The sequence below is a fragment of the Streptomyces sp. NBC_00005 genome (assembly GCF_045160215.1).
In the GTDB taxonomy this organism is placed as follows: domain Bacteria; phylum Actinomycetota; class Actinomycetes; order Streptomycetales; family Streptomycetaceae; genus Streptomyces.
Map to the genome: position 1 here is coordinate 6290298 of NZ_CP108316.1, position 21216 is coordinate 6311513.

Here is a 21216-nt window from a genome sequence, read left to right on the forward strand (position 1 = left end):
CCATTGACGTCGCTGTTGCCTTGTGGTTTGTTATGTTTAGTTATGTTGAGGGTTGCGTGTGTGAGGAGCCGTGGCGTGAAAAAGACCTCGACCTCGTTGGCCGACGGTCGCGAGCTCATCTACTACGACCTGCGGGACGACACCGTGCGCGACGCGGTGGACAGGCGTCCGCTGGAGCGGACCGTCACGACCTCCGAGATCCGCCACGACCCGCTGCTCGGCGACGCGATCGCCATCGCCTCGCACCGCCAGGGCCGCACCTACCACCCGCCGGCCGACGAGTGCCCGCTGTGCCCCTCCCAGGGCGAGAGGCTGAGCGAGATCCCGGACTCGTCGTACGACGTGGTCGTCTTCGAGAACCGTTTCCCCTCGCTGGCCGGCGACTCGGGCCGCTGCGAGGTCGTCTGCTTCACCTCCGACCACAACTCGTCCTTCGCCGACCTGACCGAGGAGCAGGTGGCCCTCGTCCTGGAGGCATGGACGGACCGGACGTCCGAGCTGTCGCATCTCACCTCCGTGGAGCAGGTGTTCTGCTTCGAGAACCGGGGCGCGGAGATCGGCGTGACGCTCGGACATCCGCACGGCCAGATCTACGCGTACCCGTTCACCACCCCACGCACCGCGCTGATGCTGCGTTCTCTCGCACGTCACAAGGAGGCGACGGGCGGTGAGAACCTCTTCGACGCCGTCGTGGAGCGTGAACTCGTCGGCGAGCGGGTCGTCCTGGAGGGTGAACACTGGGTGGCGTTCGTGCCGTACGCCGCGCACTGGCCCTACGAGGTCCACCTGTACCCCAAGCGCCGCGTGCCCGACCTGCTCGGCCTCGACGAGGGGGCGCGCACAGAGTTCCCCAAGGTCTATCTGGAACTCTTGAGGCGCTTCGACCGGATTTTCGGCGAAGGTGAACCGCCCACGCCCTACATCGCGGCCTGGCACCAGGCCCCGTTCGGCGCGCTGGAGGACTTCGAAGGCGTCAACCGCGACGACTTCGCGCTCCACCTCGAGCTTTTCACCATCCGCCGTACGTCCGGCAAGCTGAAGTTCCTCGCGGGTTCCGAGTCCGGCATGAACGTGTTCATCAACGACGTGCCGCCGGAGCGCGCGGCCGAGCGACTGCGAGAGGTAGCGAGTTGATGAGCGGTAAGTACCTGGTCACCGGTGGCGCGGGCTACGTGGGCAGCGTGGTCGCCCAGCACCTGCTGGAGGCGGGGCACGAGGTCACGGTCCTCGACAACCTCTCCACGGGCTTCCGGGAAGGCGTCCCGGCCGGTGCCGCCTTCATCGAGGGCGACATCCGCGACGCCGCCAAGTGGCTGGACTCCTCCTGCGACGCGGTCCTGCACTTCGCCGCGTTCTCGCAGGTCGGCGAGTCGGTCGTGAAGCCCGAGAAGTACTGGGACAACAACGTCGCGGGCACGATGGCGCTGCTCGGCGCGATGCGCGAGGCGGGCGTCCGCAAGCTGGTCTTCTCCTCCACGGCGGCGACGTACGGCGAGCCGAAGGAGGTTCCGATCGTCGAGTCGGCGCCGACCTCCCCGACCAACCCGTACGGCGCCTCGAAGCTCGCCGTGGACCACATGATCACCGGCGAGGCGGCGGCCCACGGCCTGGGCGCGGTCTCGCTGCGCTACTTCAACGTGGCGGGCGCGTACGGCAAGCAGGGCGAGCGCCACGCCCCCGAGTCCCACCTGATCCCGCTGGTGCTTCAGGTCGCGCAGGGCAGGCGTGAGGCGATCTCGGTCTTCGGCGACGACTACCCGACGCCGGACGGCACCTGCATCCGCGACTACATCCACGTCGCGGACCTCGCCGACGCCCACCTGCTCGCGGTGCGGGCCGCCACCCCCGGCGAGCACCTCATCTGCAATCTCGGCAACGGCGAGGGCTTCTCGGTCCGCGAGGTCATCGAGACGGTCCGCACGGTCACCGGCCACCCGATCCCGGAGGTCGTGGCCCCGCGCCGGGGCGGCGACCCGGCGGTCCTGGTGGCCTCGGCCGCCACGGCCCGCGAGAAGCTGGGCTGGAACCCGTCCCGCGCGGATCTCGCGGGGATCGTCGCGGACGCGTGGGAGTTCGCTCAGCACATCGCAAGGGAGCAGTAAGTGGGGGCACATCAGGTGCGGGACGGTTTCGTGGAGCTCTACGGAACCGCCCCCGAGGGTGTCTGGTCGGCGCCGGGCCGCGTCAACCTCATCGGTGAGCACACCGACTACAACGACGGCTTCGTGATGCCCTTCGCGCTGCCGCACACCGCCGTGGCGGCCGTCTCCCGCCGCACGGACGGCGTGCTGCGCCTGCACTCGGCGGACGTCGAGGGCGGGGTCGTGGAACTCCGGCTGGACGCGCTGACCCCCGAGTCGGACCGCAACTGGACGGCGTACCCGGCGGGTGTCGTCTGGGCCCTGCGCGAGGCAGGCCACGCGGTGACCGGCGCGGACGTACACCTCGCCTCGACGGTCCCGTCCGGCGCGGGTCTTTCGTCCTCGGCGGCCCTGGAGGTCGTCGTCGCGCTGGCCCTCAACGACCTGTACGAACTCGGCCTGCAGCGCTGGCAGCTGGCCCGCCTGTGCCAGCGCGCCGAGAACGTCTACGTCGGCGCCCCCACCGGCATCATGGACCAGACGGCGTCGGCCTGTTGCGAGCAGGGCCACGCCCTCTTCCTCGACACCCGCGACCTCTCCCAGAAGCAGATCCCCTTCGACCTGGCCGCCGAGGGCATGCGCCTGCTGGTCGTCGACACCCAGGTCAAGCACGCCCACAGCGAGGGCGAGTACGGCAAGCGGCGCGCGGGCTGCGAGCGGGGCGCGGCGCTGCTGGGCGTCGACGCGCTGCGGGACATCCCCTACGCCGACCTGGACGCGGCGCTGGCCCGCCTCGGCGACGACGAGGAGGCGGTCCGCCTGGTCCGCCACGTCGTCACGGAGGACGAGCGGGTGGAAAAGGTCGTCGCCCTCCTCGAGTCGGGCGACACCCGGGCGATCGGCCCGATCCTGATCGCGGGCCACGCCTCTCTGCGCGACGACTTCCGCATCTCCTGCCCGGAACTGGACCTGGTCGTGGACACGGCCCTGGCCTCCGGCGCCCTGGGCGCCCGCATGACCGGCGGCGGCTTCGGCGGCTCGGCGATCGTCCTGGCGGAGGCGGCAGACGTGGACACGATCACCAAGGCGGTGGAGGAGGCCTTCGCGGCGGCGGACTTCACGGCGCCGCGGGTGTTCGAGGCGGTGCCGGGGGCGGGGGCCCGGCGGGTGAGCTGAGGGCCGTGAGGCTGTCGTGGCCGTCGGGCCGGCAGGTCCGGCGGACCGCCCGTCCGGACGCCCCGCGAAGGGTGCGGCTGCTACCGGCTCCCACCGGCCCGCAGGTTCGCTGCCCGGTGCTCAGCCCAGCCGCTTCACCAACGTGTACTCCGTGACACCCGGCGGATAGTCCGGGATCACGGACACCACCTCGTACCCCTGCTTCTTGTAGAACTCCGGCGCCTGGAAGTCCCACGTCTCCAGGCGGGACGACCTGCAGCCCCGCTCGCGTCGTGCGATTCCTTCGGCCTCCGAAAGCAGGCGTGATCCCAGCCCCGCCCCGCGCCATCGCTCGTCCACCCACAGGTACGTCACGTGCAGCCAGGTCGTCCAGGTGTGGCCGACCAGGCCGGCGGCCAGGTCGTCCTGGTTGTCCAACACCCAGACGTGGAGCGGAAGTTCGCGTTCGGCGGGTGTTCCGCGCAGGGCGCGCAGGACGGGGGAGGCCTTCGTGTTCGTGTCGCGCAGGCGGGAACGGAGAAGATCGCGCCGGGCCTTGTCGACTTCTGTCTCAAGACGAAACATGCGGCTCACGATAAACGTGCTGGACAGCCAGTTCTGCAAATTACCTTCCGCTCCTGGCCCCCGGCCGTACCCTGATGAACAGCACCGGTGGGGGCCGGTGCTGATCAGGGGGCGAGACAGTCGGGTACGACGCCCGAAGCGGGGGTAGCAGTTTCCGCATGGCGGCGGCCGTGCGGTGTGCCGTTCCGGTCCCGGGTGGTCACATGTGACCCGGGGCGCTTCGGGCGCCGTACCAGCGCCCGTGCCGTCTCCCGACGATGAGGTATCCCCTGCTCTTCGAGAGCTTGGGGAAGGGGGTTTCGTGGTTCGCATCCGAGTCCTGGTCGTCGACGACCATCGCATCTTCGCCGAGTCGCTCGCCGCCGCACTGGCGGCCGAGCCCGACGTCGACGTCTCCGCGGCCGGCAGCGGTCCCGCCGCGCTGCGCAGCCTGGAGCGTGCGGCAGCCGAGGGGCGCCGGTTCGACGTGCTGCTCGTCGACTCCGACCTGGGGGGCAATGTGCCGGGCGTACGTCCCGCCGTGCCCGTCCAGGAAGGCAATGAGGACGGGCTCGTCGACGGGATTTCACTGGTCGCCGGGGTACGCACCGGGCAGCCGGGCGTACGGATCATCGTGCTCGCCGAGAAGGACGATCCGCGGCGCGCCGCGCTCGCCCTGCAGGCCGGGGCCTCCGGCTGGGTGGCCAAGGACTGCTCGCTGTCCCGGCTGCTCAGCGTCATCCGGGGCGTGCTGCGCGACGAGACGCATCTGCCGCCGGCCCTGCTCACGGGCGTCCTGCGGGAGTTGACCGCCGCGCGCAAGCACCGCACCGAGAGCGAGCGGCTGGTGGAGTCGCTCACTCCGAGAGAGCGGGAAGTGCTGCGCTGCATGGTCGCCGGGCTGGGCAGAAAGGCCGTCGCCGAGCGGCTGTTCCTGTCGCCCCACACCGTGCGCACGCACATGCAGAACGTCCTGGGCAAGCTCGGCGTCCACTCCACCCTTGCCGCCGTCGCGCTCGCGCGCCGGGCCGGGGTCGGACCCGTCGACCTAACCGGGGATGTTGTCGAACGGGGCGGTCAGCTGGCGTAGCAGCCCCGCGAGTTCGCCGCGCTGGGCACGTGACAGCTCGGCGAGGATCGCGCGCTCCTGGTCCAGCAGACCGGCCAGGGCCTGGTCCGCGCGGTCCTGGCCCTCGTCCGTCAGCCGCACCAGCACACCGCGGCGGTCGCTCGGGTCGGGCAGCCGCTCCACCAGGCTCTTCTTCGCCAGGCGGTCGATGCGGTTCGTCATCGTGCCCGAGGTGACCAGGGTCTGCGTCAGCAGCTGCCCCGGCGAGAGCTGGTACGGCGTTCCCGCGCGCCTGAGCGCCGTCAGCACGTCGAACTCCCAGGGCTCCAGGCTGTGCTCGGCGAAGGCCAGCCGGCGTGCCCGGTCCAGGTGCCGGGCCAGTCTGCTGACCCGGCTGAGCACCTCGAGCGGTTCCACGTCGAGGTCCGGGCGCTCCCGGCGCCATGCTGCGACCAGCCGATCGACCTCGTCCTCCATGGCGATCAGTGTAGTGGTTGTGTCGATGTGAAGTCTCTTGACATCAAGTCTCTTGACGTCAAGGTAAATGGCGGCGAGGCTGGGTACGCGTCCAGTACCCGTACGTCGAGGAGGCCTCATGCCCGCCACCGCCCCCACCTGGGACCCCGCCCAGTACCTGCGTCACGCAGGCCATCGCGCCCGCCCCTTCACCGACCTCCTCGCCCGCATCCCGGAGCTGCCCGAGGATCCGCCCCGCATCGCCGATCTCGGCTGCGGCCCCGGCAACGTCACCGTCCTGCTCGCCGACCGCTGGCCCACCGCGCACATCACCGGGTACGACAACTCGCCCGAGATGCTGGACAAGGCCCACGTCGACCACGGCGGCCCCACCCCGGGCGGCGGCCGCCTCGACTTCGCCCCCGCCGACGTACGGACCTGGGCGCCCGCGCGGCCGTACGACCTGATCGTCAGCAACGCCACCCTGCAGTGGATCCCCGGGCACGCCGAGCGGTTCGGGGAGTGGGTCGCGGGGCTGAAGCCCGGCGGCACCTTCGCTTTCCAGGTGCCCGGCAACTTCGGCGCCCCCAGCCACACGCTGATGCGCGAACTCGCCCACTCCGCCCGCTGGAAGGACCGCCTCGCCGACGTCCTGCGCCATGCCGACGCCGTCCTCGCGCCGGAGACCTACCTGGAGCGCCTGGCCGCCCTCGGCTGCGAGGCGGACGTATGGGAGACGACGTACGTGCATCTCCTCACCGGCGAGGATCCGGTGCTCGACTGGGTGAAGGGGACCGGGCTGCGGCCGGTCCTGACCGCGCTCGCCGGCGACCCGGCGGCCCGGGAGGAGTTCGTGGGCGAGTACCGGGCGGCCCTGCGGGAGGCCTATCCGGCCACGGCGTACGGCACTGCGTTCCCGTTCCGCCGTATCTTCGCCGTCGCCCGCAAGGAGGCGTGAGAGTGATCACCGCCGTCGATCATGTCCAGCTCGCCGCACCGCCCGGCTCCGAGGACCGGCTGCGGACGTACTACGTCGACGTCCTCGGGATGACCGAGATCCCGAAGCCGCCGGTGCTCGCGGCGCGGGGAGGGTGCTGGTTCCAGGTGGGAGGCGTGCAGCTGCACCTCGGGATCGAGGAGGACTTCCGTCCGGCGAAGAAGGCCCATCCGGGGCTGCGGGTCAGCGGCATCGAGCGGTACGCCGCCCGGCTGGAGGCGCGGGGCGCGACCGTCACCTGGGACGACAACCTGCCGGGGCACCGGCGCTTCTACTCCGAGGACCCGGTCGGCAACCGGCTGGAGTTCCTGGAGCCGGGGCGCTGACCGGCGTCTGCCGGCCGCCGGGCGCCTGGAGAAGCCGAGTCCCGTGCCGACGGTTCCACGTCGGTACGGGACTCAGTGCTTTCGGCGCCCTATCAAGTGCGGCTTGGCCTCCAGGCCGTCCAGGCCGTGCCAGGCCAGGTTCACCAGATGTGCGGCGACCTCCGCCTTCTTCGGGCGGCGCACGTCCAGCCACCACTGGCCGGTCAGGGCGACCATGCCGACCAGGGCCTGGGCGTACAGCGGGGCCAGCTTGGGGTCGAAGCCGCGCAGCTTGAACTCGCGGCCCAGGATGTCCTCCACCTGGGTGGCGATGTCCGAGATGAGGGACGCGAAGGAGCCCGTGGACTGGGGGATGGGGGAGTCGCGGACCAGGATGCGGAAGCCGTCCGTGTACTCCTCGATGTAGTCCAGGAGCGCGAAGGCGGCCTGCTCGCACAGCTCGCGGGGGTGGCCGGCCGTCAGGGAGCTGGTCACCATGTCCAGCAGGCGCCGCATCTCGCGGTCCACCACCACCGCGTACAGCCCCTCCTTGCCGCCGAAGTGCTCGTACACCACCGGCTTGGACACCCCGGCCTTCGCCGCGATCTCCTCCACCGACGTGCCCTCGAAACCCTTGGCGGCGAACAGGGTGCGACCGATCTCGAGCAGCTGCTGACGGCGCTCGGCCCCCGTCATCCGGGTGCGACGCGCTCGCCGCGGCTTCTCATTGCTCGGGGTGCTGCTTGAGTCGGTCGCCACGGCGTCAATCATGCCGCCTTCGCCGACTCCTTCCGGGGCCCGGAGCCGTCCTGGCCGGTGATACGGCGTGAATCGATACGCGAGCGTGACGGCCAGCGCACGTCGTACGCCCAGCCGAGCATCTCGAACCAGCGGATGAAGCGTGCCGACGAGTCCACCTGGCCGCGCATCACACCGTGCCGCGCGGACGTCGGGTCGGCGTGGTGCAGGTTGTGCCAGGACTCGCCGCAGGAGAGCACCGCCAGCCACCACACGTTGCCGGACCTGTCACGCGACTTGAAGGGCCGCTTGCCGACCGCGTGGCAGATCGAGTTGATCGACCAGGTCACGTGGTGCAGCAGAGACACCCGCACGAGCGATCCCCAGAAGAAGCCGGTGAACGCGCCCCACCAGGACATCGTCGCCAGGCCGCCGATCAGCGGGGGCAGGGCCAGGGAGAGCACCGTCCAGTAGATGAACTGGCGGGAGATGGCCCGGATCGCCGGGTCCTTGATCAGGTCCGGCGCGTACTTCTCCTGCGGCGTCCGCTCCTCGTCGAACATCCACGCGATGTGTGCCCACCAGAGGCCCTTCATCAGCGCCGGAAGCGTCTCGCCGAAGCGCCACGGAGAGTGCGGGTCGCCCTCCGCGTCGGAGAACTTGTGGTGCTTGCGGTGGTCGGCGACCCAGCGGACCAGCGGGCCCTCCACCGCCATCGAGCCGGCGATGGCCAAAGCGATGCGCAGCGGGCGCTTCGCCTTGAAGGAGCCATGGGTGAAGTAGCGGTGGAAACCGATCGTCACGCCGTGGCAGCCGAGGAAGTAGAAGAAGACCATGAGGCCGAGGTCGAGCCAGCTCACACCCCAGCCCCAGGCCAGCGGGATCGCGGCGAGAAGCGCGACGAAGGGGACGACGATGAAGAGGAGCAGCGCGATCTGCTCGACCGACCCCTTCTTGTCCCCGCCGAGGGTTGCCGAGGTCGAGGTGCCGTCGTTCGCCTTCGGGGCGTCTTCGATCACATCGGAGCTTGTGGTCATGGGCGTCCCCTGTGGGGTCGAGGGTTGAGAGAGATGCCGGTGCGGCTGAGGGAACCGTGCCCGGGTTCCGTTACAGCGGTCCCTACGGTTCCGTAACCTACGGCGTCGTAAGTATGGCAGCGAGTCGCCCGGCGGCAAGAGCCCGAAATTCTGCGCGTCCGCATGGACACCTATCCTTGGACTCGGTCGGACAGCGCGGTCCGCTCTGATTTCTTCCCGGATGTCAGGGCCGTATGCGGCGCCCGCCGCGCGGCCCCACCGCCCGGGTTCCCCTCCCGGACGAGCTTCAACACTGCAAGGAGCCGCACCTGTGAGCAGTGCCGACGACCAGACCGAGTCTCAGACGAACACCAGCAGCGAACTGCGCGCCGACATCAGGCGACTGGGTGACCTCCTCGGCGAGACCCTCGTCCGGCAGGAGGGTCCCGAGCTGCTGGACCTCGTCGAGAAGGTCCGCCGCCTCACCCGCGAGGACGGCGAGGCCGCCGCCGAGCTGCTGCGCGGCACCGAACTGGAGACCGCGGCCAAGCTGGTCCGCGCCTTCTCCACCTACTTCCACCTGGCCAACGTCACCGAGCAGGTCCACCGCGGACGCGAACTGCGCGAGCGGCGCGCCGCCGAGGGCGGACTTCTGGCCCGTACGGCCGATCGGCTGAAGGACGCCGACCCCGAGCACCTGCGCCAGACGGTCCGGCACCTCAATGTCCGGCCCGTGTTCACGGCGCACCCGACCGAGGCCGCGCGCCGTTCGGTCCTCAACAAGCTCCGGCGCATCGCCGCACTCCTGGAGACCCCGGTCATCGAGGCCGACCGCCGCCGCTACGACACCCGGCTGGCCGAGAACATCGACCTCGTCTGGCAGACCGACGAGCTGCGCGTCGTACGCCCCGAACCGGCCGACGAGGCCCGCAACGCCATCTACTACCTGGACGAGCTGCACGCCGGCGCCGTCGGCGACGTCCTCGAGGACCTGACGGCCGAGCTGGAGCGGGTCGGCGTCAGGCTCCCCGACGACACCCGCCCCCTGACCTTCGGCACCTGGATCGGCGGCGACCGCGACGGCAACCCGAACGTCACCCCGCAGGTCACCTGGGACGTCCTGATCCTCCAGCACGAGCACGGCATCAACGACGCCCTGGAGCTGATCGACGAACTCCGCGGCTTCCTGTCGAACTCGATCCGCTACACCGGCGCCACCCCGCAGCTCCTGGAATCCCTCCAGGCCGACCTGGAGCGCCTGCCCGAGATCAGCCCCCGCTACAAGCGCCTCAACGCCGAGGAGCCCTACCGCCTCAAGGCCACCTGCATCCGGCAGAAGCTGGAGAACACCAAGCAGCGCCTGGCCAAGGGCATCCCGCACGAGGCGGGCCGCGACTACCTCGGCACCGCCGAGCTGCTCCAGGACCTCACCCTGATCCAGACCTCCCTCCGGGAGCACCGGGGCGCGCTCTTCGCCGACGGCCGCATGAACCGCACCATCCGCACCCTGGCCGCCTTCGGGCTCCAGCTCGCGACCATGGACGTACGCGAGCACGCGGACGCCCACCACCACGCCCTCGGCCAGCTCTTCGACCGCCTCGGCGAGGAGTCCTGGCGCTACGCCGACATGCCCCGCGAGTACCGGGCCAAGCTCCTCGCCAAGGAACTCCGCTCGCGCAGGCCGCTGGCGCCCACCCCGGCGCCCGTGGACGCGCCCGGCGAGAAGACCCTCGGCGTCTTCCAGACCGTCAAGCGGGCGCTGGAGGTCTTCGGACCCGAGGTCGTCGAGTCGTACATCATCTCGATGTGCCAGGGCGCCGACGACGTGTTCGCGGCGGCCGTGCTGGCCCGTGAGGCCGGTCTCGTCGACCTGCACGGCGGCTGGGCGAAGATCGGCATCGTCCCGCTCCTGGAGACCACCGACGAGCTCAAGGCCGCCGACACCATCCTCGAGGAGATGCTCTCCGACCCGTCCTACCGGCGCCTCGTCGCGCTCAGGGGCGACGTCCAGGAGGTCATGCTCGGCTACTCCGACTCCTCCAAGTTCGGCGGCATCACCACCTCCCAGTGGGAGATCCACCGCGCCCAGCGCCGCCTGCGCGACGTCGCCCACCGGTACGGCGTACGGCTGCGGCTCTTCCACGGCCGCGGCGGCACCGTCGGCCGCGGCGGCGGCCCCTCCCACGACGCGATCCTCGCCCAGCCATGGGGCACCCTCGAGGGCGAGATCAAGGTCACCGAGCAGGGCGAGGTCATCTCCGACAAGTACCTCGTGCCGTCCCTGGCCCGCGAGAACCTCGAACTCACCGTCGCCGCCACCCTCCAGGCCTCCGCGCTGCACACCGCGCCCCGCCAGTCCGTCGAGGCGCTCGCCCGCTGGGACGCCGCGATGGACGTGGTGAGCAACTCCGCCGAGGACGCCTACCGCAGGCTGGTCGAGGACCCCGACCTGCCCGCGTACTTCTTCGCGTCGACCCCCGTCGACCAGCTCGCCGACCTGCACCTCGGATCCCGGCCCTCGCGCCGCCCCGACTCCGGTGCCGGCCTCGACGGCCTGCGCGCCATCCCGTGGGTCTTCGGCTGGACCCAGTCGCGGCAGATCGTGCCCGGCTGGTACGGCGTCGGCTCCGGCCTCAAGGCGCTGCGCGAGGCCGGTCTGGACACCGTGCTCGACGAGATGCACGAACAGTGGCACTTCTTCCGCAACTTCATCTCCAACGTCGAGATGACGCTCGCGAAGACGGACCTGCGGATCGCCACGCACTACGTCGACACCCTCGTCCCCGACGACCTCAAGCACGTCTTCGAGACGATCAGGGCCGAGCACGAACTCACCGTGCGCGAGGTGCTGAAGGTGACCGGAGAGAAGGAACTCCTCGACGCCACCCCGGTGTTGAAGCAGACCTTCACCATCCGCGACGCCTACCTGGACCCGATCTCCTACCTCCAGGTGACCCTCCTCAAGCGGCAGCGCGACGCCGCGGCCGCGGGCGAACAGGCCGACCCGCTGCTCGCCCGCGCCCTGCTGCTGACGGTCAACGGCGTCGCGGCGGGCCTGCGCAACACCGGCTGACCCGTCGTCGGACATGAGGGTGCCCCCGAGCTCGTACGAAGCTCGGGGGCACCCTCATGTCATACGTCAGGCCCTGCGCCGCCGGACCAGCAGGTAACCGCCCGCGGCGACCAGCGCGGCCGCGACGCCGGAGAGCAGGCCCACGGGCGCGCCGTTGCCGGTCTCGGCGAGGTCGCCCGAACCGCCCTGCGGGGACGCGGAGGCCGCAGCCTCACCCGCCGACGAGCCGGGGGACGTGGAGGCCTCGGAGGACGGGGACGCGGAGGCGGACGGAGAAGCGGACGTGGACGGAGCCGGCGTCGTACCGCCGTCCTCCCCCGAGTCCTTGCAGTCCGTCCAGAACACCTTGTGCTTGGCGGCGCCGTTCTCGCCGTCGAAGTTCCAGAACAGCTTGTAGTGCCCGTCGGGCAGCGACAGGTCCACCGTGCGGCCGTGACCGTCGGCGTCCAGCGTGATGGCGCCGGTCTTCACGGTCTCGCCCTTGGTGGCGGCCGTGGGAGCCCAGGCCTCGATGTGCCAGTCGACCTGCTGGACGGCGTCGAAACCGAACGCGTCCAGATAGAAGGTGCAGACGTGAGGCTCGTTGCGCCTGAGCTCCTCGCCGGTGGTGGAGTCGTGGATCTTCACGGTCCCGTTGTCGCCAGGGCCTGCGGCAAAGGGAGTGGCATGAGCGGAGACCGGAGCGGCGAGCAGCGCTGCCGCAGCGACGGCGGACAGGGCGCCGGCGCGGGTGAGGGTACGCATGGGGCAGTCCATCTTCGAGTTACGGACGGGAAGATGTGGAGGGGGCGGCTCAGCTTCCAGCTCCGCCTGACCCAAGGTCAATCACGAACAGACAACGCTCAGGCTCTCCACAGACGTGGAGAACGGTGAAAGGCCTCAGATCGTCACGAACGCCGCCGTCAGCAGCGCGACCCCCGACCCCGCCATGACCCAGCCCGTGCGCGTCCGCCCCAGCCCCCCGGCCACCACGACCGACGCCAGCAGCAGCGCCCCGCCGAACGGGACCCACGAGTACAGGATTCCCGCCGGTCCCGAGCGCACCACCTCGTCGCTGCCCGGCTTCACCACAACCGTGTAGGTCTGGCCCTTCTTCACCGCGACCGTCTTCTCGATCACGACCCGGTCGTGGTCGGACGAACCCTGCGCGAGCGACGTGAACGGGCCGGTGCAGGTGTCGTCACCGCACCGCGTCACCTCGATCGTGCCGCGCTCCCGCCCCTTCGTGAGCATCACGTACGGGGCGGTCTTCCACGACGCCCAGACACCGGCGATCAGGATCAGCGCCGCGACCGTACCCATCGCCGCGAGCCGCCCGAACCGCAGCGCGACGACCGAGGCCTGGCGGGAGGTGGTGGCAGTGGCAGGCATGGCCGGGATCATTGGCCATGGTCCTGCACGCGGTCAACTCCGGTGGTGGACAAGTCAGGAGTTGTACGTGCTTTGCGCCCGCTCGAGGCCCTCGATGACGAGACACTCCACGGCATCCGTCGCCCGGTCCACCAAGTAGTCCAGCTCCTTGCGCTCGGCGGCGGAGAAGTCCTTCAGCACGAAGTCCGCCACCTGCATACGCCCCGGAGGCCGCCCGATCCCGAACCGCACCCGGTGGTACTCCGCCCCCATCGCCTTCGTCATCGACTTCAGCCCGTTGTGCCCGTTGTCCCCGCCACCGAGCTTCAGCCGCAGCGTCCCGTAGTCGATGTCGAGTTCGTCGTGCACCGCCACGATGTTCGCCACCGGCACCTTGTAGAACTCGCGCAGCGCGTTCACCGGCCCGCCCGACAGGTTCATGTACGACATCGGCTTCGCCAGGATCACCCGGCGGTTCGCCGGCCCCGGCGGCCCGATCCGGCCTTCGACGACCTGCGCCTGCGCCTTGCCCGCGCGCTTGAACCTTCCCCCGATCCGCTCGGCCAGCAGATCGGCCACCATGAACCCGACGTTGTGCCGGTTCCTGGCGTACTCGGGTCCGGGATTCCCGAGGCCCACGACGAGCCAGGGGCCATTGGCGGGGGTGGTCACGTCCATGTCTCCTTGATACGGGCCAGCCGCTGCCCCCGGAGGGAACAGCGGCTGAACGAACCGTCGAACAACGTCGGTGAGGATCAGGCCTCGGCGACGGCCTCTTCGCCCTCGGACTCCTCGCCCGCGGCCTCCTCCGCCTGCGCGGCCAGGACCTGCAGGACGACGGTGTCGTCGTCCACGGCCAGCTTGGTGCCGGACGGGAGCACGATGTCCTTGGCGAGGATGGAGGCGCCGGCCTCCAGGCCCTCGACGGACACCGTGACCGACTCGGGGATGTGGGTGGCCTCGGCCTCGACCGGCAGCGCGTTCAGGACGTGCTCCAGCAGGTTGCCACCGGGGGCGAGCTCGCCCTCGGCGTGCACCGGGATCTCGACCGTGACGGTCTCGCCGCGCTTGACCAGCTGCAGGTCGACGTGCTCCAGGAAGCCCTTGATCGGGTCACGCTGCACGGACTTCGGGATCGCCAGCTCGTTGCTCTTGCCGTCGATGTCCAGGGAGATCAGGACGTTCGACGCGCGCAGCGCGAGCTGCAGCTCGTGGCCCGGGAGGGTCAGGTGGATCGGGTCGGAACCGTGACCGTACAGAACACCGGGAACCTTGCTGTCACGGCGGATACGGCGGGCAGCGCCCTTGCCGAACTCGGAACGGGTCTCGGCGGAGATCTTTACCTCGGACATGATCACTCCTCGTAGAAATAGGAACGGACGTGGTCACCCGGCCACGAACGGCCTGCTACGAAGAGCGCGTCGATAACGGACAGCCGATTCCCTGGACCTTCGAACCTTCCGGAACGGGGAACGGCCTCCCTCGCCGAGCAACTTGAGGATTCTACTCGGAGGGGGAGGCCGTTCCCAAAAGGATCTTCGCTGAAGAACCCTTACTTCTCGTCTACTGCTCGTCGAACAGGCTCGTCACCGAACCGTCCTCGAACACCTCGCGCACCGCACTCGCGATGGTCGGTGCGATGGAGAGGACCGTGATCTTGTCCAGTTCCAGCTCGCCCGGGGTGGGCAGCGTGTTCGTGAAGATGAACTCGCTGACCTTCGAGTTCTTCAGGCGGTCGGCGGCCGGACCCGACAGCACACCGTGCGTCGCCGTCACGATGACGTCCTCCGCACCGTGCGCGAACAGCGCGTCCGCGGCGGCGCAGATCGTGCCACCGGTGTCGATCATGTCGTCGACCAGGACGCACACGCGCCCCTTCACCTCACCGACCACCTCGTGCACGGTGACCTGGTTGGCGACGTCCTTGTCACGACGCTTGTGCACGATCGCCAGCGGCGCACCCAGCCGGTCGCACCAGCGGTCCGCGACCCGCACCCGGCCCGCGTCCGGAGAGACCACGGTCAGCTTGTTCCGGTCGACCTTCGCCCCCACGTAGTCCGCGAGCAGCGGAAGCGCGAAGAGGTGGTCGACGGGGCCGTCGAAGAAGCCCTGGATCTGGTCGGTGTGCAGATCGACCGTCAGGAGCCGGTCCGCACCCGCCGTCTTCATCATGTCCGCGATCAGACGCGCCGAGATCGGTTCACGGCCGCGGTGCTTCTTGTCCTGCCGCGCGTAACCGTAGAACGGCACGATGACCGTGATGGAGCGGGCCGACGCACGCTTCAGCGCGTCGATCATGATCAGCTGCTCCATGATCCACTGGTTGATCGGAGCCGTGTGGCTCTGGATCACGAAGCAGTCCGCACCGCGCGCCGACTCCTGATAGCGGACGTAGATCTCGCCGTTGGCGAAGTCGAAGGCCTTGGTCGGGACAACCCCGACACCCAACTGCTCGGCGACCTCCTCGGCAAGCTCGGGGTGGGCGCGGCCGGAGAAGAACATCATCTTCTTCTCGCCGGTCGTCTTGATCCCGGTCACAGCACTGTCTCCTCAGAGGTGTCTCAGCTGGGTGTCGAGCCGACCTCTCAACTGGGCGTGAGATGCCGTCTCAGCTGGTGGGGGTGCGGGTGTGTGCAGTTATCACGGTACGCCGTGTTTGACGCACCCGTTTCCGGTCAGTCTTCGCTCTCGCCCTGCTGGGAGGCCGCCTCGGCGGCCTTCGCCGCAGCGCTGCCCGGACGCTTGCGAGCCACCCAACCCTCGATATTCCGCTGCTGACCACGGGCCACGGCCAGCGAACCGGGCGGCACGTCCTTGGTGATCACGGATCCGGCAGCGGTGTACGAGCCGTCCCCAACCGTGACGGGAGCCACAAACATATTGTCCGAACCCGTGCGGCAGTGCGACCCGACGGTGGTGTGGTGTTTCTCCTGCCCGTCGTAGTTCACGAACACGCTGGCGGCACCGATGTTGGTGTGGTCGCCGATGGTCGCGTCACCGACGTACGACAGGTGCGGGATCTTGGTCCCCTCGCCGATGGAGGCGTTCTTGGTCTCGACGTACGTACCCACCTTGGCCTTGAGCCCGAGCCGCGTACCGGGCCGGAGATAGGCGTACGGCCCCACGCTCGCCTGCGGCCCGACATGGGCGCCGTCGGCCACGGTGTTGTCGACTCGGGCGCCGGCGTCGACGCGGGTGTCCTTGAGGCGGCTGTTGGGCCCGACCTCCGCGCCCTCGCCGAGGTGCGTCGTGCCGTGCAGCTGGGTGCCGGGGTGGACGACGGCGTCCCGCTCGAAGGTGACGGTGACGTCGACCCAGGTGGTCGCCGGGTCGATGACGGTGACGCCGGCGAGCATCGCGCCGGTGAGCAACCGGTCGTTGAGGATCCGCCGCGCCTCGCTCAGCTGCACGCGGTTGTTGATCCCGGCGATCTCGCGGTGGTCACCGGCGACGGAGGCCCCCACGCGGTGACCGGCCTCGCGGAGGATGCCGAGGACGTCGGTGAGGTACTCCTCGCCCTGACTGTTGTCCGTACGGACCTTCTTGAGGGAGTCGGCGAGGAGCTGCCCGTCGAAGGCGAAGACGCCGGAGTTGATCTCACGGATCGCCCGCTGCTCCTTGGAGGCGTCCTTGTGCTCGACGATCCCGGTGACGGCGCCGGTCGCCTCGTCCCGCACGATGCGCCCGTATCCGGTCGCGTCCGGGACCTCGGCGGTCAGCACGGTGACGGCGTTGCCGTCGGAGGTGTGGGTGGTGGCGAGCTCCCGCAGAGTCTCGCCGGTGAGGAGAGGAGTGTCCCCGCAGACGACGACGACCGTCCCGTCGACGCTGCCGCCGAGTTCGTCCAGCGCGATCCGCACGGCGTGCCCGGTGCCGTTCTGCTCGGCCTGCACGGCGGTGCGTACGGCGGGGTCGGTCTCGGTGAGGTGGGCGCGGACCTTCTCGCGGGCGTGGCCGACGACCACGACGAGGTTCTCGGGCTCCAACTCCCGTGCGGCGGCGAGCACATGACCCACCAGGGAACGGCCACAGATCGCGTGCAGGACCTTGGGTGTGGCCGACTTCATACGGGTGCCCTCACCCGCTGCGAGAACGACGACGGCTGCCGGGCGAATGGCGCTCACGGGGTTGCCCTTCGGCTGTGGAGTAGGTGGGGACAACCGCAGGATACCGGGGCGTTTCATGGGGGACATGAGAGTGGGCCCCGACCGTGCTGTCACTGGTCAGGGCCCGAAGAGTGCCGTTGCTCCCCCGCCAGGACTCGAACCCGGACAGATGGCACCAAAAGCCACAGTGCTGCCAATTACACCACGGGGGATGGAACTCGACTGGACCGGACATTGCGTCAGGTCGCCGAGCGGCCACCCAACACTATGCCGTACGGGGCGCCCTCCGTGCGACGGTCAAAGTCGTCGCCCCCGCGGACTCGATCGGCGAGCGCCTGTCGAGGACATGTCGGCCGGGCGGAATTCGAACTTCCGGTGTCGAACGGTGTGCGATTCGGCAGTTCGAGGGATATCGGGCTGTTTCGCTTACGGGCGGTCACGGAGTGTGGTGTGCGCCAGTCACGGAAACTCACCGGAAAACGGGGCACGGACGCCCGTAGGCTGGAGGCATGACCACGACGGGGGAAGACCGCGCCGCGGCCCGGGGAGGGCCGTGGTGGTGGGCCAGGTGGCGCAGTGCGGCGTTGGATGTCGGTCTGGCGGCGGCGTCCGCGGTGGAGTGTGCGTTCGAGGGGATCCGGTTCGCGCGGGACGCGGGGATACCGGTGGCCGCGGGGGTCGTCTTCGGGGTGCTGGCCGGATCGGCGTTGCTGGTCCGCAGGCAGTGGCCGATCGCTGTCGTGCTGGTTTCGATCGCCATCACTCCGGCCCAGATGGGCTATCTGATGGGGATCGTCGGGCTGTACACGCTCGCCGCCTCCGAGTTGCCGCGGCGGATCATCGGTTCGCTGGCCGGGATGTCGCTGATCGGGATGCTGATCGTGATGTTCGTGCGGGTGCGGCAGGACATGGCGCGGGGGACCTGGGATCTCGGGGACTGGTTCGTTCCGTTCGCCGCGATCACCACCGCGATCGGGATGACCGCGCCGCCGCTGCTCCTCGGTCTGTATGTGGGGGCGCGGCGCCGCCTGATGGAGAGCCTGCGGGAGCGGGCCGACAGTCTCGAGCGCGAGTTGCAGCTCCTGGCCGAGCGGGCGGAGGAGCGGGCCGAGTGGGCGCGGAACGAGGAACGGACCCGGATCGCGCGGGAGATGCACGACGTCGTCGCGCATCGGGTGAGTCTGATGGTCGTGCATGCCGCCGCGCTGCAGGCCGTTGCCCGTAAGGACCCGGAGAAGGCCGTCAAGAACGCGGCGCTGGTGGGGGACATGGGGCGGCAGGCGCTGACCGAGCTGCGGGAGATGCTCGGGGTGCTCAGGAGCGGGGACGGTCTGCGGTCGGCCGCGCAGCCGGTTCCCCTGGCGGCGGTGGGGGCGGCCGCGGCCGTGGCGGCTTCGAAGGCCGCCGACGAGGGGGAGGGGCCCTGCCTGGAGGAGTTGGAGGAACTCGTCGGGCAGTCGGCGGCCGCGGGGATGGTCGTGGATCTCTCGGTGGAGGGGGACTCGCGGTCCTATGCCGCCGAGATCGAGCAGACCGCGTATCGCGTCGTCCAGGAGGCGTTGACCAACGTCCACAAGCATGCGGCGGGGGCGAAGACGCATGTGCGGCTCGCGCACCGGGTGTCGGAGATCGCGATGCAGGTGGAGAACGAGCCGCCGCCGGAGGTGTCTTCGGCGTCGTCGGCGCGGTTGCCGTCCGGGGGCAACGGGCTGGTGGGGATGAAGGAGCGGGTGTCCGCGCTGGGCGGTGTGTTCGTGTCGGGGCCGACCGACGCGGGGGGTTTCCGGGTGTCGGCGGTGATTCCGGCCGCGTGACGGAGCCCTCGGGGTCCGTACGGGCTCAGCTCGCTGTCAGCCGGGCCGGTTCGATGCCTGCGACGAGGCCGGCCAGGGCCTGGTCGATGTCCGGGCCGAGGTACCAGTCGCCCGTGTGATCGAGGGCGTAGACGCGGCCCTCTGCGTCGACGGCGAGGAGGGACTGGGTGTCGGTCTCGGTGCCCAGCGGGCTGACCTCGGTGTCGAGGGCGCGGCCGAGATCGGCGAGCGTGCGGGCCATGTGGAGGCCGTACAGCGGGTCGAGGTGGAGCGCGGCGGGGGCGACCTGACGGCCGGGCCCGGTGGGGGTGATGTGCAGACCGCCGAACTCCGCCCAGGCCTCGACGGCGGCGGGGAAGACGGCGTGGCGGTGGCCTGCCGGCGAGGCGTGGTCGCGCAGGGCGTCGGCCCAGATCTCGGCCTGTTTTATGTCCCAGCGTCCGGGTTGCCAGCCGGCGGCGCGCAGGGCGGCGTCGACGGGCACGGGGAAGCGGGTGGCGGCGGCGCGGTCGGGGTGCATCTGCCCTTCGTTCGTCGAGGTCATGGGTGGGCGCGGGCGGGCGCCGTCGTGCGGGTGTACGTGCGTGGTGCGGGGGTCAGTCGCCTGCCGCTGCCGGGTCGACGACGCGTACGCCGAAGTGGGAGCTGAGGGCGGTGCAGGCGCGGCAGGGGGCGGCGAAGCTGCCGTGCAGGGGGTCGCCGTCCTCGCGGATGCGGCGGGCGGTGAGTTTGGCCTGCTTGAGGGCTTTGCGGGCCTCGCCGTTGGTCATCGGTCTGCGGGCCGCGCGCTTGCTGCGGGCGGCGTCGGTCGTGGCTATGTGGCGGGAGATGAGGATGGTCTCGGCGCAGCGGCCGGTGAAGCGGTCGCGCTGCGCGCTGGTGAGGGTGTCGAGGAAGTCCTGCACGAGCGGGTGCAGGGGCGGCGGCTGGTCGCCGCGGGCGGCGGTGCCGGTGAGGGTGGCGCCGCGGACGGAGAGGGCGGCGGCGACGGTGGGGAGTATGCCGTCGCGGCGGTGGCGGAGGGCCGGCGCATGCGGGGTCTCGGAGGCGCTCCAGCCGATGCGCGGGTCGCCTGATGTGCCCGTGTGCGGTGCCGTGTGTGGTCCCGTCTGCGTCGCGTTCATGATCGTCATCCCCTCCCGAGCATCCCCCGGACGTCACAGAGTGCCAAATGGCGTGGCTGGTGCGGAAGCTGGGGCGGTGCGACACGCCCGGGTTTGGGCGGGCTGTCACGAGGGGGTGACGGCTGGTCACGGAAGCGGAGGGCCGCTGACCGGTGCCCGGTGACCGGTGCGGTCGTACCGCATAGGCTGTCGGCACCGCGATCCATGCGGTCGGCGCGTGGTGATACACGCGGTGGCCCGTGGTGACACACGCGGTGACGGTCGAGACGGAAGTCGCGACGGACGAGACAGTCGATACGGGGCGTAGCGGACGGTTTGGGCCGGTCGCTGCGGGTCGTACCAGAGTGCCGCAGGGGGCAACCGCCATGACGACAGGTCGGCTCGGGCAGCAAGCCGCGCCGCCGAACGCGGCCTATGCCGGGCAGGTCGTGCATTTCCCGGATCCGGTCCGGGCCGCACGTCACCCGAGAGGGGTACGCATCGACGAGCGGGGCTATCCCGATTTCTCGGCCTACGCGCGTGCCGCCGCGGAGATCGCGGAGCCGCCGGAGGGCTTCGGCGTCGACGAGCTCAGGCTGACGGACTACGTGTCGGCGAACGCGGCGCTGGCGGCGTCCGGGCACGAGTTGTGGGACACGGTGCCCGCGGTGGCGACACCGCACGGCTGGACGTGGCATCACGCGATGGGCTCGCGGCGGCTGGAGTTGGTGCCGGTCGAGGTGAAGGCGCTGCTGCGGCACCACGGCGGGATCGCGACGTCGAACGTCGACCAGAACAAGCGGGGCACGCGGCCGTTGCAGGAGACGCGGCCCGCACACTTCGGGCTGCCGAAGTCGGGTGTGGCGGTGACGGAGTCGCAGGTGCAGGGGGCCGAGGAGGAGCTCGGCTACCGGCTGCCGGGTGCCTACCGCTCGTTCCTGAAGGTGGCGGGCGGTTGTGCGCCGGTGGGTACGGCGCTGGACGCCGAGCTGGGCCTGCTGATCGACCAGCCGTTCTTCACGGTGCGGGACGAGGCGGCCGTCAACGACCTGGTCTACGTCAACAAGTGCCTGCGCGACCATCTGACCAAGGACTACCTGGGCGTCGGTTTCGTCCAGGGCGGTCTGCTCGCCGTGAAGGTGAAGGGCGAGCGGATCGGTTCGGTGTGGTTCTGCGCGTACGACGATGCCCGGGACGTCGATCCCTCGTGGGCGCCGGCGGACCGGGTGGAGCGGCTGCTGCTGCCGTGCGGTGAGGACTTCGACCAGTTCCTGTCCCGACTCGCGGGCAGTCCGCCGGAGTTGGAGACAGTGGCGAACCTGATGGTGGACGGCGGGTTCGCGCGTCCCGTTTCCGTCTCTTCCGTCTCTTCCGTGGGGGAGTGAGCGT

The 21216-nt window shown here is 70.2% G+C and carries 21 protein-coding genes and 1 tRNA gene; 9 read left to right on the forward strand and 13 right to left on the reverse strand.

Features of this window, described 5'->3' with window-relative positions; genetic code table 11:
• Positions 1 to 75: 75 nt before the first annotated feature.
• From galT to galK, 3 genes are read left to right on the forward strand one after another with little or no spacing between them, the layout of a single operon-like run.
• Complete coding sequence (gene galT, locus OG303_RS28985) at positions 76 to 1134, forward strand: galactose-1-phosphate uridylyltransferase (protein WP_405871994.1); 1059 nt, start codon at positions 76 to 78, stop codon at positions 1132 to 1134.
• A complete protein-coding gene (gene galE, locus OG303_RS28990; RefSeq protein ID WP_405871995.1) occupies positions 1134 to 2102 on the forward strand; it encodes a UDP-glucose 4-epimerase GalE in 969 nt (322 codons plus the stop codon). Before galT ends, galE begins: the two co-directional genes overlap by 1 nt.
• A complete protein-coding gene (galK, locus tag OG303_RS28995; protein WP_405871996.1) occupies positions 2103 to 3257 on the forward strand; it encodes a galactokinase in 1155 nt (384 codons plus the stop codon).
• Between the two features lie 120 nt (positions 3258 to 3377).
• Here the strand turns inward: galK and OG303_RS29000 are convergent, their stop codons facing one another.
• The gene (locus tag OG303_RS29000; RefSeq protein WP_405871998.1) at positions 3378 to 3821 is read right to left on the reverse strand and encodes a GNAT family N-acetyltransferase; all 444 of its coding nucleotides are present in this window, start codon (positions 3819 to 3821) and stop codon (positions 3378 to 3380) included.
• Positions 3822 to 4122: 301 nt separating this feature from the next.
• Here OG303_RS29000 and OG303_RS29005 point away from each other — a divergent pair, with 301 nt between their 5' ends.
• The gene (locus tag OG303_RS29005; protein ID WP_405871999.1) at positions 4123 to 4890 is read left to right on the forward strand and encodes a LuxR C-terminal-related transcriptional regulator; all 768 of its coding nucleotides are present in this window, start codon (positions 4123 to 4125) and stop codon (positions 4888 to 4890) included.
• Here the strand turns inward: OG303_RS29005 and tamR are convergent.
• Positions 4849 to 5346: a MarR family transcriptional regulator TamR gene (gene tamR / locus OG303_RS29010; protein ID WP_405872001.1), complete on the reverse strand. Its 498-nt coding sequence runs from the start codon at positions 5344 to 5346 to the stop codon at positions 4849 to 4851. The genes OG303_RS29005 and tamR overlap by 42 nt on opposite strands.
• Positions 5347 to 5464: 118 nt before the next feature.
• Between tamR and OG303_RS29015 the strand changes: the two genes are divergently transcribed.
• Both OG303_RS29015 and OG303_RS29020 read left to right on the forward strand, forming a co-directional pair.
• Positions 5465 to 6283 carry a trans-aconitate 2-methyltransferase gene (locus OG303_RS29015; protein ID WP_405872002.1) on the forward strand — a complete coding sequence of 273 codons (819 nt, stop codon included), beginning with the start codon at positions 5465 to 5467 and terminating at the stop codon, positions 6281 to 6283.
• Positions 6284 to 6285: 2 nt separating this feature from the next.
• Positions 6286 to 6648 carry a VOC family protein gene (locus OG303_RS29020; RefSeq protein ID WP_405877534.1) on the forward strand — a complete coding sequence of 121 codons (363 nt, stop codon included), beginning with the start codon at positions 6286 to 6288 and terminating at the stop codon, positions 6646 to 6648.
• Between the two features lie 72 nt (positions 6649 to 6720).
• Here OG303_RS29020 and OG303_RS29025 read toward each other — a convergent pair whose 3' ends face one another.
• Both OG303_RS29025 and OG303_RS29030 read right to left on the reverse strand, forming a co-directional pair.
• Positions 6721 to 7398, reverse strand: a complete 678-nt coding sequence (locus OG303_RS29025; RefSeq protein ID WP_405872003.1) for a TetR family transcriptional regulator — start codon at positions 7396 to 7398, stop codon at positions 6721 to 6723.
• Positions 7395 to 8402 (reverse strand): acyl-CoA desaturase, encoded by a 1008-nt coding sequence (locus OG303_RS29030; RefSeq protein ID WP_405872004.1) that lies wholly within the window; start codon positions 8400 to 8402, stop codon positions 7395 to 7397. The genes OG303_RS29025 and OG303_RS29030 overlap by 4 nt, the downstream gene beginning before the upstream one ends.
• Before the next feature lie 310 nt (positions 8403 to 8712).
• Here OG303_RS29030 and ppc point away from each other — a divergent pair, with 310 nt between their 5' ends.
• Entirely contained in the window at positions 8713 to 11454 is a 2742-nt protein-coding gene (gene ppc / locus OG303_RS29035; RefSeq protein ID WP_405872005.1) for a phosphoenolpyruvate carboxylase, read from the forward strand.
• Between the two features lie 66 nt (positions 11455 to 11520).
• Here the strand turns inward: ppc and OG303_RS29040 are convergent, their stop codons facing one another.
• The 7 genes from OG303_RS29040 to OG303_RS29070 all read right to left on the reverse strand — a co-directional run bounded on the left by OG303_RS29040 (position 11521) and on the right by OG303_RS29070 (position 17122).
• A complete protein-coding gene (locus OG303_RS29040) occupies positions 11521 to 12198 on the reverse strand; it encodes an LPXTG cell wall anchor domain-containing protein (protein ID WP_405872006.1) in 678 nt (225 codons plus the stop codon).
• Between the two features lie 135 nt (positions 12199 to 12333).
• Positions 12334 to 12837, reverse strand: a complete 504-nt coding sequence (locus OG303_RS29045; protein WP_405872007.1) for a hypothetical protein — start codon at positions 12835 to 12837, stop codon at positions 12334 to 12336.
• A 42-nt stretch (positions 12838 to 12879) separates the two neighbouring features.
• Complete coding sequence (gene pth, locus OG303_RS29050; protein ID WP_405872009.1) at positions 12880 to 13482, reverse strand: aminoacyl-tRNA hydrolase; 603 nt, start codon at positions 13480 to 13482, stop codon at positions 12880 to 12882.
• A 77-nt stretch (positions 13483 to 13559) separates the two neighbouring features.
• A complete protein-coding gene (locus OG303_RS29055; RefSeq protein WP_405872010.1) occupies positions 13560 to 14156 on the reverse strand; it encodes a 50S ribosomal protein L25/general stress protein Ctc in 597 nt (198 codons plus the stop codon).
• Positions 14157 to 14367: 211 nt separating this feature from the next.
• Positions 14368 to 15342 (reverse strand): ribose-phosphate diphosphokinase, encoded by a 975-nt coding sequence (locus tag OG303_RS29060; RefSeq protein WP_405872012.1) that lies wholly within the window; start codon positions 15340 to 15342, stop codon positions 14368 to 14370.
• A 137-nt stretch (positions 15343 to 15479) separates the two neighbouring features.
• A complete protein-coding gene (gene glmU, locus OG303_RS29065) occupies positions 15480 to 16928 on the reverse strand; it encodes a bifunctional UDP-N-acetylglucosamine diphosphorylase/glucosamine-1-phosphate N-acetyltransferase GlmU (protein ID WP_405872013.1) in 1449 nt (482 codons plus the stop codon).
• 122 nt (positions 16929 to 17050) lie between these two features.
• Positions 17051 to 17122, reverse strand: a tRNA-Gln gene (locus tag OG303_RS29070).
• 297 nt (positions 17123 to 17419) lie between these two features.
• Here OG303_RS29070 and OG303_RS29075 point away from each other — a divergent pair.
• Positions 17420 to 18724 (forward strand): sensor histidine kinase, encoded by a 1305-nt coding sequence (locus tag OG303_RS29075; protein ID WP_405872014.1) that lies wholly within the window; start codon positions 17420 to 17422, stop codon positions 18722 to 18724.
• Positions 18725 to 18749: 25 nt separating this feature from the next.
• Here OG303_RS29075 and OG303_RS29080 read toward each other — a convergent pair whose 3' ends face one another.
• Both OG303_RS29080 and OG303_RS29085 read right to left on the reverse strand, forming a co-directional pair.
• Positions 18750 to 19244 carry an SUKH-3 domain-containing protein gene (locus OG303_RS29080; protein ID WP_405877536.1) on the reverse strand — a complete coding sequence of 165 codons (495 nt, stop codon included), beginning with the start codon at positions 19242 to 19244 and terminating at the stop codon, positions 18750 to 18752.
• A 76-nt stretch (positions 19245 to 19320) separates the two neighbouring features.
• Positions 19321 to 19857, reverse strand: coding sequence for a YwqJ-related putative deaminase (locus OG303_RS29085; RefSeq protein WP_405872016.1), 537 nt, complete (start codon positions 19855 to 19857; stop codon positions 19321 to 19323).
• 356 nt (positions 19858 to 20213) lie between these two features.
• Between OG303_RS29085 and OG303_RS29090 the strand changes: the two genes are divergently transcribed.
• On the forward strand, positions 20214 to 21212 hold the full coding sequence (locus OG303_RS29090) for an SMI1/KNR4 family protein (protein ID WP_405872017.1): 999 nt from the start codon (positions 20214 to 20216) through the stop codon (positions 21210 to 21212).
• The last annotated feature ends 4 nt before the right edge of the window (positions 21213 to 21216 follow it).

Bases quoted from the DNA above. Each gene is read 5' to 3' on its own strand.
- OG303_RS29000 (WP_405871998.1), bottom strand. From the start codon at position 3,821: ATGTTTCGTCTTGAGACAGAAGTCGACAAGGCCCGGCGCGATCTTCTC.
- pth (WP_405872009.1), bottom strand. From the start codon at position 13,482: ATGGACGTGACCACCCCCGCCAATGGCCCCTGGCTCGTCGTGGGCCTC.
- OG303_RS29045 (WP_405872007.1), bottom strand. From the start codon at position 12,837: ATGATCCCGGCCATGCCTGCCACTGCCACCACCTCCCGCCAGGCCTCG.
- OG303_RS29015 (WP_405872002.1), top strand. From the start codon at position 5,465: ATGCCCGCCACCGCCCCCACCTGGGACCCCGCCCAGTACCTGCGTCAC.
- tamR (WP_405872001.1), bottom strand. From the start codon at position 5,346: ATGGAGGACGAGGTCGATCGGCTGGTCGCAGCATGGCGCCGGGAGCGC.
- galE (WP_405871995.1), top strand. From the start codon at position 1,134: ATGAGCGGTAAGTACCTGGTCACCGGTGGCGCGGGCTACGTGGGCAGC.
- OG303_RS29075 (WP_405872014.1), top strand. From the start codon at position 17,420: ATGACCACGACGGGGGAAGACCGCGCCGCGGCCCGGGGAGGGCCGTGG.
- OG303_RS29030 (WP_405872004.1), bottom strand. From the start codon at position 8,402: ATGACCACAAGCTCCGATGTGATCGAAGACGCCCCGAAGGCGAACGAC.
- OG303_RS29080 (WP_405877536.1), bottom strand. From the start codon at position 19,244: ATGCACCCCGACCGCGCCGCCGCCACCCGCTTCCCCGTGCCCGTCGAC.
- OG303_RS29025 (WP_405872003.1), bottom strand. From the start codon at position 7,398: ATGATTGACGCCGTGGCGACCGACTCAAGCAGCACCCCGAGCAATGAG.
- OG303_RS29055 (WP_405872010.1), bottom strand. From the start codon at position 14,156: ATGTCCGAGGTAAAGATCTCCGCCGAGACCCGTTCCGAGTTCGGCAAG.
- OG303_RS29040 (WP_405872006.1), bottom strand. From the start codon at position 12,198: ATGCGTACCCTCACCCGCGCCGGCGCCCTGTCCGCCGTCGCTGCGGCA.
- OG303_RS29085 (WP_405872016.1), bottom strand. From the start codon at position 19,857: ATGACGATCATGAACGCGACGCAGACGGGACCACACACGGCACCGCAC.
- OG303_RS29090 (WP_405872017.1), top strand. From the start codon at position 20,214: ATGACGACAGGTCGGCTCGGGCAGCAAGCCGCGCCGCCGAACGCGGCC.